Origin of the sequence: Jiangella aurantiaca (assembly GCF_004349105.1) — a bacterium.
Taxonomy (GTDB): domain Bacteria; phylum Actinomycetota; class Actinomycetes; order Jiangellales; family Jiangellaceae; genus Jiangella; species Jiangella aurantiaca.
Genome location: NZ_SMLB01000007.1, coordinates 199551 through 212975, shown reverse-complemented (window position 1 = coordinate 212975; position 13425 = coordinate 199551). Strand labels below are relative to the sequence as shown.

Genomic DNA, 13425 nt, shown 5'->3' with positions numbered 1-13425 from the left:
TCCCGGCCCACCCGGTGCTTGCCGATCCCGCCCCGGAGGCCGTACCGGCGGACGCTCCCGCCGGCGCCCCAGCGGCCCCGGCCGGCGCGTCGACGGGTTCGGCCGTCTCGGCGTCGGCGGGCTCGACGGTGACGGCGCCGGTGGGCCCGCCCGCCTTCTCGTCCTCGATCTGGTCGAGCAGGACGGCCGCCCGGGTGGGGTCGAGCCGGCCGTCGGCCACCTGCTCGAGGATCTCACGCACGCTGAGGGTGTTCATGGTCCCATGGTGGGACCCGAGCTATCAAAACGTCAAGTGCGCCTCACAGATTGGCAAGTCCGCCTCCCGAAATGGAAACCGCATAGCCCGATTCACGCAGCTTGGCTAGCACCCGCTCGCAGTGGTCCGGCCCGCGGGTCTCCAACTGCAGCGCGATCTCGACCTCGTCGATCGACAGCGTCGCACCGGTGCGCTCGTGCACGACGTCGAGCACGTTGGCGTCGACGGCGGCAAGCTCGGCCAGCAGCCGGGCCAGTCCGCCGGGCGCGTCGGGCACCCGGACCCGCAGCGACAGGTACCGTCCTGCGGCCGCCATGCCGTGCCGGATCACGCGCAACAGCAGCAGCGGGTCGATGTTGCCGCCGGACAGGACAGCGACGACCGGCGGCTCGAACGCGCCCGGGTCGTCCAGCAGTGCCGCGACGGCGGCGCCGCCCGCCGGCTCGACGACCAGCTTGGCCCGCTCGAGGAGCAGCACCAACGCCCGCGACAGCGACTCCTCGGACACGGTGACGACGGAGTCGACGTACTGCTGGATCATCGCGAACGGGACGTCGCCGGGGCAGCCGACCGCGATGCCGTCGGCCATCGTCGCCATCCGCTCGAGCGCGACCGGCTGGCCGGCCGCCAGCGACGTCGGGTATGCCGCGGCCCCCTCGGCCTGCACGCCCACGACCCGCACGCCGGGCTTCAGATGGTGCACGGCCAGCGAGATGCCCGCCGTCAGGCCGCCCCCGCCGGTGCCGACGACGATGGTGCGGACGTCGGGGCACTGCTCCAGGATCTCCATGCCGACGGTGGCCTGGCCCGCGACGATGTCGGGGTGGTCGAAGGGGTGGATCAGCACCGCGCCGGTCTCAGCCGCGAAGGCGCGCGCCTCCAGTAGGGCGTCGTCGATGCTGGTGCCGGCGAATCGCACGTCGGCGCCGTACGCGCGGGTGGCTTTCTCTTTGACGATGGCAGCACCCTCGGGCATGAACACCGTCGCCTTGGTGTGCAGCATGCTGGCTGCGAGCGCCACGCCCTGGGCGTGGTTGCCGGCACTGGCCGCCACGACGCCGCGGGCGCGCTCCTGTTCGGACAGCCGGGCGATGCGCACGTACGCGCCGCGGATCTTGAACGACCCGGCACGCTGCAGGTTCTCGCACTTCAAATGAACCCGGCCGCCGACCCGTCCGGCCAGCCAGCGGGAGTCCTCGAGCGGAGTGGGTCGCACGACGTCGCGCAGCAGCTCGCGCGCGGCTTCCACGTCCGCCATGGAGACAGTACTCATGACCACGATCCTGTCACCCGGCTGCCTATGATCGCCTCAGGGCCGGTACGGTCCTCTCGCCGCAATTAGATACAAGATATTGAGTGAGAACGTGAAACTAGCCTGGTTGTGCAGTCATGAGTCCTACCAGCCCGAGGTGCTGGTGGAGCACGCCGTCCTCGCCGAAGAGGTGGGGTTCGACGTGGTCACGGGCGCCGATCACTTCCATCCGTGGGTCGACGACGTGTCGGCGGCCAGTTTCGTCTGGTCGTGGTTCGGCGCGGTCGCACAGGCCACGTCGCGGGTCGAGCTGGCCACCAGCGTCACCGCCCCGCTGTTCCGCTATCACCCGGCGCTGATCGCCCAGGCCGCCGCCACCGTCGACCGGCTCTCCGACGGCCGGTTCATCCTGGGCGTCGGCACCGGCGAAGCCATCAACGAGGCGCCGCTGGGGTACACGTTCCCCGGCTACGCCGAGCGGATCGCCCGCATGCGCGAGGCGTTGACCATCATGCATGGCCTGCTCGCCGGGGAGAAGCTGGACTTCGACGGCGAGTACTACCAGACCCGCACGGCCAAGCTGCACAGCCCGCCCATCGGGCGGGCACCGGTCTGGATGGCCGCCGGCGGCCCGAAGTCCGCCACGTTCGCCGGTGAGACCTGCGAGGGCCTCATCACCAGCGTCAAGGACCCGGCCGAGACCGTCGCGAACATCATCACCCCCTACCGCGAGGCCGCGCAGGCCCGTGGCGCGGACACCACGGTGATGGCGACCCGCTGGGTCGTGCTGGCCGGCAACGACGACGAGGCCTGGGAGGCGCTGGTCTCCATGCGCGGCCTGCGCGCACCCGGCCGACTGGAAACGGCCGACCCCGCGGTGCTGCGCGAACGCGCCGACGCAATGGACCGGCAAGAGATCCTCAGCAAGTACACCATCGTCCGCGACCTCGACCAGCTCACCGAGGCCTACCGTCCCCTCGTCCACGACGTCGGCGCCGACTACGTCGCCATCCAGGTGGCCAGCACCGACCCCGCCGACACCATCCGCCGCATCGGCGCCGAGGTGCTGCCGGCACTACGCGAGGCCGCAGCGTCCTGACGCCGGTCCGGCGCCTCCATCCCGTGATCATGTTCCCTGGCGGTCGCTCAGGCGCCGCCAGCGAACATGATCACGGGATGGGCAGGGTCAGGACGGCGGCACCGGCGGCGGGGCGGGCGGCCTCGGCGGGCCGTCGGGTTCCGACGGCGCCGGGTCGCCGGCGCCTTGGGCGAACGGCGACGGCGGCGGGTTCTGGCCCGCTGGGGTCTGGCCGGGCTGCTGCGGCGACCAGCCGTACGGCGTCGCCTGCGGCGGCGGGTTCTGGCCGGCCGGCGGCTGCCCGTACGGCGACCCCGGGGACGGCGGCTGGCCGTACCCGTACGGCGCCCCGGGCGGGGCGGCGGGCCAGGCGGCGTACGGCTGCCCGCCGCCGAGCGCCGTGCGAGCCGCAAGCGCTGCCTCCTGGCGCGTCGTGAGTGTGCGGACCATGACGATCGCCAGCACCGCCGCGGCGATGTAGCCGATGTTCGCCGCCAGCGCGAGGCCGTCGGCGCTCTGCAGCCGGTCCAGGTAGTCCGCGCTCACGGAGTCGGGGATGCTGGCCTGGGCGCCGCGCTCCAGGCTGGCCGCGAGGCCCCAGCACACCGCCCACGCCACGACGACGGCCGGCCCGCGCCGCTCGGTCGCCGCGCCGTACCGTCCCTCGGTGCCGGAGACTCGGCCGTTGCCGTAGAGGTTGATCGCCGGGATGACGAGGTTCGCCAGCGGGATGAACCAGCCGCCGATCGCCCATCCGGGACCGCTCACGCCGCCCTGCGCGCCGAGGAGACGGGCGTTCTTCGCGTGGCGGTACTGCCACACGATGAACACCGCCGCGATCGCGAGGAACAGCAGGACCCACAGCAGCACCGCAACGCCCACGAACGCGTCGGCGTCCTCGGCCCGGCCCGGGTCGATGCTGCCGGACTCGACGACGTCGTCGACGTAGCCGATGCGGCCGGCGTACGCAGCGATGGACAGCACGCTGGCCAGCGAGATGACCACGAACAGCACCGTCAGCGCGGTGCGCAAGCCGCCCAGGCTGGACGGCTCACCGGCCGGCGGCGGGGGCGTCCACTGGGCGCTCCCCCGCTGCTGGTCCGGGTGGTCGTAGAAGCTCATGCATTCCCCCGATCGGTGCGGCGTCGGCTCAATCTAGCCCCAAGCCGACCGCATGGTCCCAGACGGCGGCGAGTCCCACAAGGGAGAGGAACCAGCGGTCCACGCCGCACGGGGAAAGGGTCAGCCCAATGCCTGGCCGAGATCGGCGAGGATGTCCTCGACGGTCTCGATGCCGACCGACAGCCGGACCAGGTCGCCGGGGACCTCGAGCGCGCTCCCGGCCGCGCTGGCGTGCGTCATGCGGCCCGGGTGCTCGATCAGCGACTCGATGCCGCCCAGCGACTCGCCCAGCGTGAACAGCTTCGCCCGGTTGCAGACGTCGACGGCGGCCTGCTCGCCCTCGGCCATCCGGAACGAGACCATGCCGCCGAACCGGCTCATCTGCTTGACGGCGACGTCGTGGCCGGGGTGCCCGGGCAGCCCGGGGTACAGCACCTGCGACACGCGCGGGTGCCGCTCGAGCAGCTCGACGACCCGCTCGGCGTTGTCGCAGTGCCGGTCCATGCGGACGGCGAGTGTCTTCAACCCGCGCAGCACCAGCCAGGCGTCGAACGGGCCGGCGACGGCGCCGATGGCGTTCTGGTGGTAGGCCAGCTCGTCGCCAAGGGCGGCGTCGGAGACGACCAGCACGCCGCCGACCACGTCGGAGTGGCCGCCGCAGTACTTGGTGGTCGAGTGGACGACGACGTCGGCGCCGAGCGCCAGCGGCTGCTGCAGGTACGGCGTGGCGAACGTGTTGTCGACGACGAGCAGCACGCCGGCGTCGCGCGCGACGGCCGCGAGACCCGTGATGTCGGCGACACTGAGTAGCGGGTTGGTCGGCGTCTCGACCCAGATCAGCTTCGTCTCGGGACGCACCGCCGCCCGCACCGCCGCGACGTCGGTGACCGGCGCCGCCGTCCAGCTGACGCCCCATCGCTCGGCGACCTTGCTGACCAGCCGGAACGTGCCGCCATAGGCGTCGTTGGGGATGACCACGTGGTCACCGGGATTCAAGACGGTGCGCAGCAGGGTGTCCTCGGCGGCCATGCCGCTGGCGAACGCGAGACCCCGGACGCCGCCCTCGAGCGCGGCGATGCACTCTTCCAGCGCGGTGCGCGTCGGGTTGGCGGTGCGGCTGTACTCGTACCCCTCGCGCAGGCCTCCGACGCCGTCCTGGGCGTAGGTGCTGGTGGCGTAGATGGGCGTGATGACCGCCCCGGTCGTGGGGTCGGGGTCCTGGCCCGCGTGGATGGCTCGCGTCTCGAATCCGTGCACGAGATGCGACTCTACGTCGCCGAAGTCACGGCGGCGACGCGAATCGGCTCACGGACCTGCAACTTCGGCAGCAGCAGATGGACCAGCGGGCCGATCGCGAGCGCATAGACCACGGTCCCGGCGCCGACGGTGCCGCCGAGCAGCCAGCCGGTGGCGAGCACCGTCACCTCGATAGAGGTCCGGACCAGTCGCACCGAACGGCCGGTGCGCCGGACCAGCCCAGTCATCAGGCCGTCGCGCGGGCCGGGGCCCAGCCGGGCACCGATGTAGGCCGCGGTGGCGACGGCGTTCAGCACGACGCCGGCGACCATGAAGCCGATCCGGACCGCCAGCGGCTCGGGCGACGGCAGCAGCCAGATGGACGCGTCGGCGGCCAGCCCGATCAGCAGCGCGTTGGCGACGGTGCCGACGCCGGGCCGCTGCCGCAGCGGGATCCACAGCAGCAACACCAGGACGCCGACCGCGATGACCACGGTGCCGATGGTGAGGCCGGTGCGCTCGGCGATGCCCTGGTGCAGCACGTCCCACGGATCCAGCCCGAGGCCGGCCTCGAGGAGCAGGGCCATGCTGAAGCCGTAGAGCAGCAGACCGGCGAAGAGCTGGGAGAGGCGGCGCGTCATCACGCGACCATCCTCACCGAAAGTGGTCTGTTATTCCATAGCCAATCGTGCCAGAGTGGACTGGTGCGCACCGTCACAGGGCCGCAACTGGCGGCGTTGATCGGCGACCGGTCCGAGACCGGCGGGCCGGCGTACGCCCGCGTCGCGGCGGCGATCCGGCGGCTGGTCCTCGACGGCCGGCTGCCGCTGGAGACCCGGCTGCCCGGCGAGCGCGACCTGGCCGCGGCGCTGGGCGTCAGCCGGACGACGGTCACCGCCGCCTACGACGAGCTGCGCGGCGGCGGGTACGCCGTCAGCCGGCGGGGCTCGGGCACCCGGACCGCGCTGCCGCCGTCGCGCACGAACGGATCCGCCGGCGGCGCCGGTCCGGCCTGGATGCCGTGGACGGCGGACGGCTCGGACCTGCTGGACCTCGCCCACGCCGCGCCGGAGGCTCCGGCCCAGGTGCGCCGGGCCTACGACGCCGCGCTCGAGCAGCTACCGCGGCACCTGCCGGGCTCGGGGTACCACCTGTTCGGGCTGCCGGAGCTGCGTGCTGCCGTCGCAGACCGGCTGACGGCGCGCGGCCTGCCCACGCTGCCCGAGCAGGTGCTCGTCACGTCCGGCGCGCAGCACGCGTTCACGCTGGTCCTGCAGCTGGTCACCGGGCCGGGCGACCGCGTGCTGGTCGAGCAGCCGACGTACCCGAACGCGCTGGACGCCATCGGCCGGCACGGCGCCACCGCGGTACCCGTCGCTCTGACGGACGACGGCTGGGACCTCGCCGCCGTCGCGGCCGCCGTCGGGCAGACCGCGCCCCGGATGGCCTACCTGATGCCCGACTTCCACAACCCGACGGGACTGCTGGCCACCGAGGCGGAGCGGCGCGACCTGGGCGCCGTCCTCACCCGCAGCCGCACGCTCACCGTCGTCGACGAGACACTGGTCGAGCTCGCCCTGGACGGGCCGGTGCCGCCGCCGCTGGCGACGTACCTGCCCGACGACCTGACGGTGACGGTCGGCAGCGCGAGCAAGACGCTGTGGGGCGGGCTGCGGGTCGGCTGGGCGCGGGCGAGCACCGCGCTGATCCGCCGGCTGGCCGCCGTGCGGGCCTGCGTCGACATGGGCTCGGCGGTGGTCGAGCAGCTGGCGACGGCCGAGCTGCTCGGCGGCCTCGACGCGACCCTGCCGGCGCGCCGGGCGGAGCTGCGCACCCACCGCGACGCCCTCGTCGCGGCGCTGGCCGAGCGGCTGCCCACGTGGCGGGCGCGGGTGCCGGCCGGCGGGCTGGTGCTGTGGTGCGACCTCGGCGGCCCGGTGTCCAGCCGGCTGGTGGTGGCGGCGGAGCGGCACGGCATCCGGCTGGCGGCCGGCCCGCGGTTCGGCGTCGACGGCGCGTTCGAGCGGCGGCTGCGGCTGCCGTACACCCATCCCCCGGACGTGCTCGGACCTGCCGTCGACGCGCTCGAGCAGGCGTTCCGGACGGTGACGGCGGACGGCGGCGCGGCGGCCGAGCCCATCGACGCCGTCGCCTGACGATCGGCGGGAACGCCACGGCCGGTCCAGTTGTTCGAGTGAGCGGAGGTGTGAGCGAATGTCGCTGTTCGATCGCTTGGTGAAGACGAGGAAGGTCGGTCCCGAGGAGGCGCTGCCCGGCCGCGACGCCCGCCCGTTCGGGCTGACCGGCACGCACACCGTTCTCGGCACGCCGATCGAGGGCCAGCCGCCGGCCGGGTACCAGGAGGCCGTGTTCGGCATGGGTTGTTTCTGGGGTGCGGAACGGATCTTCTGGCGGCTGCCGGGCGTGTGGACCACCGCGGTGGGCTACGCCGGCGGGTACACGCCGAACCCGACCTACGAGGAGGTGTGCACCGGCCGCACCGGGCACGCCGAGGTGGTGCGGGTGGTCTTCGACCCGGCCGTGATCAGCTTCGAGAGCCTGCTCAAGGCGTTCTGGGAAGAGCACGACCCCACCCAGGGCATGCGGCAGGGCAACGACATCGGGTCGCAGTACCGCTCGACCGTCTACACGACGTCGCCGGCGCAGCTGGAGACCGCGGTGGCCTCGCGCGAGGCGTACGCGGCCAAGCTGCGGGCGGCCGGCCACGGTGACATCACCACCGAGATCGAGCCCCTGGGCACGTTCTACTACGCCGAGGACTACCACCAGCAGTACCTGAGCGACGCCAAGAACCCGAACGGCTACTGCGGGCTCGCCGGCACCGGGGTCGCCTGCCCGATCGGCACCGGCACGTCGCTCTGAACCGAGCGGCGGTCAGGCCTGGAGTGCGTGCACCCTGGGCAGATCGTCGAACCTGGCCTGGTCGTCGCGGGTCACCAGCACGCGCGCGGTCGCGGCGGCGGTGGCGGCGATGATCAGGTCATGAGCGCCTCGGGGCGTTCCGGTGCGCCGGACCTGGGCGAGAAGCCGGGCGTGGACGAGGGGCGAGCTGGAGCTCGGCCACGGTGACGGCCGCCACCGCGATGTCGTCGTCGGCCAAGATGCTCGACAGTCCGTCGCCGTCTCGTTATCTGATTATCGATGATGAGGCGCGTACTAGGGATACGGCCAGCTGTTGGCCAGGCAGCCGTCCAAGCCGTAGGTCTGTTGCAGCATGACCGGCGCGACCTGACCCCGTCCCGGGCAGGGGACGTGGCCCTCGCCGAGAGCGTGGCCGACCTCGTGGTTGACGACGTACTGGCGGTAGCCGGCCACGTCGCCGTTGTAGTGCGGGACGGCGACCGCCCAGCGCAGCGCGTTCAGCACGACGTTGTCGCCGTTGCGGCAGGACACCTCGCCGCGGGTGCGCAGCGGCGCGCACAGCTCGTCGGTGGTGCCCGGTGTGGCGACCAGGATCCGCAGGTCGCCGTCCGACGGGACCCGCTGGAACGAGTGGCGGCCGCCGGCGATCCAGCTGCGCGGGTCGGCCAGCGTCGCGTCGACGACGGCGGCCACCTCGATCGGGTCGAACGGCAGCCCGGTCTCGACCTCGACGGTGTACGTGAGCAGCGTGCTCCCCGTGCCGGCCTGGGCGCTCTGGCCGGGCGTGACGGCGAACGTGCCCGGTCCGGTGGCGGGGACCTCCGGCGTGGCCGGGGCGGACGGCGTGGCCGACGGCGCCGGCGTCGGGCGGGTGGCCGGGAGGACGACGAGGGTCTTGGGCGGGTGCGCCACCGGCGGCACGATGGCGGCGTTGCCCGCGACCGGCTCGCCGTCGGGCACCACCGCCCAGCCCACGAGGCCTATGACGGCCAGGCCGAGAGCGAGGCCGCCCAGCAGGCGGCCGCGACCTCCGGACGGTGATTCCGGCGCCCGGCGGCGTCCCCGATCGCGATGACCGGCGCGACGCACTCGGGAGGCCATGCGGATCATGCTCTCACACGGTTCTCAGACCGATCTCAGACCGGCCGCTGGGCGGCCAGGCCATGGCACGCGTTCGCCGGCTTCCGGTCGCCCAGGCGGCAGCACGGCACGGGAACGTCTTCTGACGGTATCGGCCCACTCGGAAGTGATCATTCGACGGCCTGCGTAATGATCACGGGTGGCGCCCCGGGCTCGAGCAGACAGCCGCACAAACTGCAGGTCTGCCGCAGAATGACCGGAGCGATCATGTCCGGATTTGGGATCGGGAGCGCTACGTTCCTTCCCGCCGCAAATACACAGCGCGTCTATGATCACTTCTGGGACGACGGCGGCCGTTGTCGCCTCGTGATCGGCGACGGCGGGGCAATGACCTGGGGGGCGGATGATGTTGCGGAAGCTGTGGCCGGAATCGACCCTGAACGCTAAGGTGAGTCACGCTCCGCAGTGACTTGGGGTATTTGCCGCCTTTGGGCGGCTGATCGCTAGGGGGGCGAGCTGCGTGGCTACCAGGGTTCTGCTCGCGCACAGAACGGGGCTCCTGCGCGACGCTCTCAGCGCTGAATTGGCACGGCAAAATGATCTAGAAGTCATGGCCGAGCTTGATCAGGGCAATTCCGTTCTCGCAACCGCGCGCCGGACTCGCGCGCAGGTCCTCGTCCTCGACGTCATGCTGCGGGACCCGGTCGACGTGCACGACCTGTGCCGGCAGTTGCCGGGACTTCGCGTCCTGATGTTGCTCGAGCGAGGCACTGTCGACGGAACGTGCCTGTCGCTGGCGCGGATGGCGCCTCGCGTCGGTCTCATCGCCACCGACGCGTCGCTCGCCGACCTCCTCGACGCCGTCAGGCGCGTGGCGCGTGGCGAGCCGGTGCTGGACCCAGCGCTGGCCGTGGCCGCGCTGACGGCCGCGGAGAGCCCGCTGACCCACCGCGAGCTCGACGTCCTGCGGTTGGCGATGACCGGCGCGCCACCGCAGGAGATCGCCCGAACCCTCTATCTGAGCCCCGGCACTGTGCGCAACTACCTCTCCCACATCCTCACCAAGACCGGCGCGCGCACGCGCATCGAGGCGATCCGGATCGCTCAGGACGCCGGCTGGATCTGACGGCGGCCGTCCGGCGCGGGGCCGGTCCAATGCCCGAGGAGGTCCCGGTACAGCGGTGAGGCGAGCTGCAGCTCGTCGTGCTCTCCGACGGTCGCGGACGTGCCGTCGAGTACGAGGATGCGCCGGGCGCGCAACGCCGAGCTGATCCGATGTGCGATGACGATCAGCGTGCCGCCACGGCCGGCGAAGGCCTCCTCGGCGAGCCGCTCGGCCACCGGGTCCAGGTGACAGGTGGCCTCGTCGAGAACCGCCAACGGAGCCGGCGACAGGTAGGAGCGCACGAGCGCGAGCAGCTGGCGCTCGCCGGCCGACAGCCGGTCCGGGCGCACCAGCGCATCCACTCCCCCGAGCCGGCTCAGCAGCCCCTCGGCGCCGACGGCCTCCACAGCGCGACGGAGCTCTGCGGTGGACGCCCCTGGAAGCAGATAGGTGACGTTGTCGCGGACGGTCCCCTCGAAGACATACGCCTCCTGCGGGATGAGCACCCGCGTGGCCGCCAGCCGCTCCGCCGGCAGATCGGCGGCGGGGACCCCGCCCAGCAGCACGTGTCCCTCGTCCGGCCGGAGCAACCCGCAGATCAGGCCGGCGAGGGTGGACTTCCCGATCCCGCTCGGCCCGACGACGGCCAGGTGATCACCGTCGTCGATCACCAGATCGAGGCCGCGCACGACAGGAGCGGCATGTGGTCCGTAGCGGAAGGTGACCGCGTCCACGACCACCCGGTGCCCACTGGGCGCCCTGGCCAGCGGAGTGCCCGCCGGATCGACCGCGGTAGCGTCGAGGATCCGGCCCAGCGTCACGACGTACCGCAGACCGCTGCCGCCGAGGGCGCCCATGACGGTGCCCAGCGCCGGGTGCAGCCCGACCAGAACGTACGTCAGCCCGCCCAGGAGTGCTCCTGCGGTCACCCCCCGCGCCACGAGCCAGGGACCCGCGGCCAGCAGGAGCATCAATGGAGCCCAGCCGCCGAGTGCGAAGCACAGGGTGCGCAGCGCACCGACCCGAGCCAGCGCTCGCTCGGCGGCGGCGTGTTGGGCCACCGGCCCGGCCACCAGCGCGGTCGCGTAACCCTCGCCGCCACGCGCCGTGATGTCCCTGGCTCCGGCGACCACCTCTCCTGCTGCGGCCGCGGTGCGTTCGTCGGCGCGTACCGACGCGCGCACCCGAGCCGCCGCCAGGCCGAGCGTCGCGACGGCGACCGCCGACCCGAGCAGGAACGGTGGCAGCACGAGTACGACGATCACCGGCGCGATGGTCAGCAGTCCCACTACGACACCGACGAGGCGCACCACGAAGTCGCGAGCCACGACGATCAGTCCGGCGTACGTGTCGCGGACGATCTCCACCTGCCGGGTGAGCCGCGCCACCGCACCGTCGTCCGGGCGGCCTGCCACTCCCTGTCGCAGTGCACCCGTCACCACCCGGCGAACCAGTTCGTCGCGGAACGGCTCGACCAGGTCGCCCAGGCGTCGATACACCTGACGGGACCCGATCGCGCCGACGCAGGCCGCCGCGACGAGCCCGGCCAGCCAGGCCAGCCCGACCGCCGGACGGCCGGCCAGGAATCCGTCGTCGACCGCACGCGCGACGGCCAGCCCGTAGAACGCCGTGGGCACCGCGTCCGGCAGCGACCACCCGGCCAGTTCGAGGAGCGGCCGGCGTGGCAGCGAAGCGAGGCCGAACCGCAGCTCCCGCCTCATCCGAACACCTCCCGGTAGGCCGGGTCGCCCGACAGCTGGGCGTGCGGGCCGAACGCCCGCACCCGCCCCTGCTCCAGCCACACGACCAGGTCGGCGCGCGCGGCAGTGGCCGCCCGATGCGTGACGATCAACCGCGTACGCCGCCCCTCGTCACTGGTGAGGGTCCGGCTGATCTGCAGTTCGGTGACGGTGTCGAGACTCGAAGTCGCGTCGTCGAGGACGAGCAGCCGGCCGGCGTGCCAGGCCCGGGCCAGGCCGATCCGCTGCCGTTCCCCGCCGGACATGGGAGCATCGTGCAGCGGCGTGTCGAACCCGTCCGGCAGCCGGCTGACGAATTCGTACGCGTGGGTGGCGTGCGCGGCGGCCTCCACCAGGTCGCGCTCCAGACCGAGCCCGATGGCGTCCCCGGTGGTGGCACCGACCAACTCCGGTCGCTCGAAGGCGCAGCCGACCGCGGCCCGCAACGAATCGTGGTCGACCTCGTGCAGCGGCACCCCGTCCAGCAGCACCTGGCCTTCGTCGGGATCACGCAGCCGGGCCGCCAGGGCGGCGAGGACCGACTTGCCGGCGCCGGAGTGGCCGACGACGGCCACCGCCACTCCGCCCGGCACGACCAGGTCGACCCCGTCCAGCAGCGGGGACTCCTCACCGCGGACGGTGACGCCGCAGAACTCCAGCCGCCCCGGGCCGGGTGGGAGGTGCATCCTGCCGTAACGGAGCGGCGGCACGGCGAAGACCTCGGCGGCCCGTGCCACACCGGCCCGAGCCCGCGCGAACTCCGCGAACACGCCGGTCAGCCCGCCCAGCCCGGCGCCCAGCACCGCGTACTGGCTGGCCGCGAACAACTCGCCGGCGGTGATGCGGCCGTCGACCACCTGGAGCCCACCTGCGGCCAGCACAGCCACCAGCACGATCGGCCCGACCACGGCCGACTGCGCACTGGACCGGGCAAGGACGCGCCAGGCCCGCGCGCCGTGGTCGTGGAGGTCGGGCAGCGGTTCCAGCACCCGATCCTCCTCCCGGCCGACGGTGCCGGCGGCGGCGATGGTCCGGATCCCGGACAACGACTCCGTGAGCCGGCCGGCGATCCGCGCCTGGGTCTCCTGATACGCCAGCGCCGCCTCGGCGGTGCGCCGGGTGAAGGCCAGCAGGACCAGACCCACCAGGGAGACCCCGCCGAGAAAGGCGGCCGCGAGCCACACGTCGATGTAGGCGAGCAGCGCCAGGCTGCCGACCGGTGGCAGCGCCGCCGCGCCTACCGTCACCACGCTCGGACCCGCCTGGGCGGCGTCGACGGCGTTCCCTGAGACCCGGCTGACCAGGTCTCCGGTGGTGAACCGGCGGCCGGCCGCGGGACCGATGGCCAGCACCTGACGGATCAGGCGGTTGCGCAGCCAAGCGGTGGTACCGGCGACGCAGGCGGCGTCGGCGAACGTGTCGACGAGGTCGCTGACGATGCCGACCACGATGAGCCCCATGGCGACGAGCAGCCACCGGCCGACGTCGCCGCCGGTCACGATGGCGTCCACCGTGCGGCCGAACACGAAAGGCAGGGCCAGCACGACGAGGCTGTCGACCAGCGCGGCGAGTCCTATCACCGGGATCCAGCGTCCACCGTGCCGGACCACGGCACCGAACGTGATGACCCGTGCCGCCGGTCGCGGGCGTTCGCGCTGGGAGCTCCCCCTCATG

The 13425-nt window shown here is 72.9% G+C and carries 11 protein-coding genes and 2 pseudogenes; 4 read left to right on the top strand and 9 right to left on the bottom strand.

All coding sequences use genetic code 11. From position 1 onward, the window contains the following. Both E1262_RS08160 and ilvA read right to left on the bottom strand, forming a co-directional pair. Positions 1-256 (bottom strand): annotated as a pseudogene (locus E1262_RS08160) (hypothetical protein); the annotation flags it as partial. A gap of 43 nt (positions 257-299) precedes the next feature. Then, positions 300-1529: a threonine ammonia-lyase gene (gene ilvA, locus E1262_RS08155; RefSeq protein ID WP_132102629.1), complete on the bottom strand. Its 1230-nt coding sequence runs from the start codon at positions 1527-1529 to the stop codon at positions 300-302. A gap of 106 nt (positions 1530-1635) precedes the next feature. Here ilvA and E1262_RS08150 point away from each other — a divergent pair, with 106 nt between their 5' ends. After that, positions 1636-2607: a TIGR03557 family F420-dependent LLM class oxidoreductase gene (locus tag E1262_RS08150; protein WP_203453675.1), complete on the top strand. Its 972-nt coding sequence runs from the start codon at positions 1636-1638 to the stop codon at positions 2605-2607. Between the two features lie 87 nt (positions 2608-2694). Here the strand turns inward: E1262_RS08150 and E1262_RS31665 are convergent, their stop codons facing one another. The 3 genes from E1262_RS31665 to yczE all read right to left on the bottom strand — a co-directional run bounded on the left by E1262_RS31665 (position 2695) and on the right by yczE (position 5585). Beyond that, on the bottom strand, positions 2695-3708 hold the full coding sequence (locus tag E1262_RS31665) for a DUF4328 domain-containing protein (protein ID WP_132102627.1): 1014 nt from the start codon (positions 3706-3708) through the stop codon (positions 2695-2697). A gap of 120 nt (positions 3709-3828) precedes the next feature. Beyond that, positions 3829-4965, bottom strand: coding sequence for a cystathionine gamma-synthase (locus E1262_RS08140; RefSeq protein ID WP_132102626.1), 1137 nt, complete (start codon positions 4963-4965; stop codon positions 3829-3831). Between the two features lie 11 nt (positions 4966-4976). Beyond that, positions 4977-5585 (bottom strand): membrane protein YczE, encoded by a 609-nt coding sequence (gene yczE, locus E1262_RS08135; protein ID WP_132102625.1) that lies wholly within the window; start codon positions 5583-5585, stop codon positions 4977-4979. A gap of 63 nt (positions 5586-5648) precedes the next feature. Between yczE and yczR the strand changes: the two genes are divergently transcribed. After that, positions 5649-7100, top strand: a complete 1452-nt coding sequence (gene yczR, locus E1262_RS08130) for a MocR-like transcription factor YczR (RefSeq protein ID WP_203453673.1) — start codon at positions 5649-5651, stop codon at positions 7098-7100. Positions 7101-7158: 58 nt separating this feature from the next. After that, positions 7159-7827 carry a peptide-methionine (S)-S-oxide reductase MsrA gene (msrA, locus tag E1262_RS08125; RefSeq protein ID WP_132102624.1) on the top strand — a complete coding sequence of 223 codons (669 nt, stop codon included), beginning with the start codon at positions 7159-7161 and terminating at the stop codon, positions 7825-7827. Between the two features lie 12 nt (positions 7828-7839). Here the strand turns inward: msrA and E1262_RS32015 are convergent. Together E1262_RS32015 and E1262_RS08115 are read right to left on the bottom strand one after the other, a co-directional pair. Further along, a pseudogene (locus E1262_RS32015) lies at positions 7840-8001 on the bottom strand (PIN domain-containing protein); the annotation flags it as partial. A gap of 120 nt (positions 8002-8121) precedes the next feature. After that, a complete protein-coding gene (locus E1262_RS08115) occupies positions 8122-8928 on the bottom strand; it encodes a DUF3152 domain-containing protein (protein WP_132102623.1) in 807 nt (268 codons plus the stop codon). Positions 8929-9427: 499 nt separating this feature from the next. Between E1262_RS08115 and E1262_RS31660 the strand changes: the two genes are divergently transcribed. Further along, complete coding sequence (locus tag E1262_RS31660) at positions 9428-10033, top strand: response regulator transcription factor (protein WP_275261652.1); 606 nt, start codon at positions 9428-9430, stop codon at positions 10031-10033. On the opposite strand, the gene E1262_RS08105 is transcribed toward E1262_RS31660, so the two are convergent. Continuing rightward, positions 10012-11733, bottom strand: a complete 1722-nt coding sequence (locus E1262_RS08105) for an ATP-binding cassette domain-containing protein (protein WP_132102622.1) — start codon at positions 11731-11733, stop codon at positions 10012-10014. The genes E1262_RS31660 and E1262_RS08105 overlap by 22 nt on opposite strands. Then, a complete protein-coding gene (locus E1262_RS08100) occupies positions 11730-13424 on the bottom strand; it encodes an ABC transporter ATP-binding protein (protein WP_132102621.1) in 1695 nt (564 codons plus the stop codon). Before E1262_RS08100 ends, E1262_RS08105 begins: the two co-directional genes overlap by 4 nt. Position 13425 lies beyond the last annotated feature (1 nt).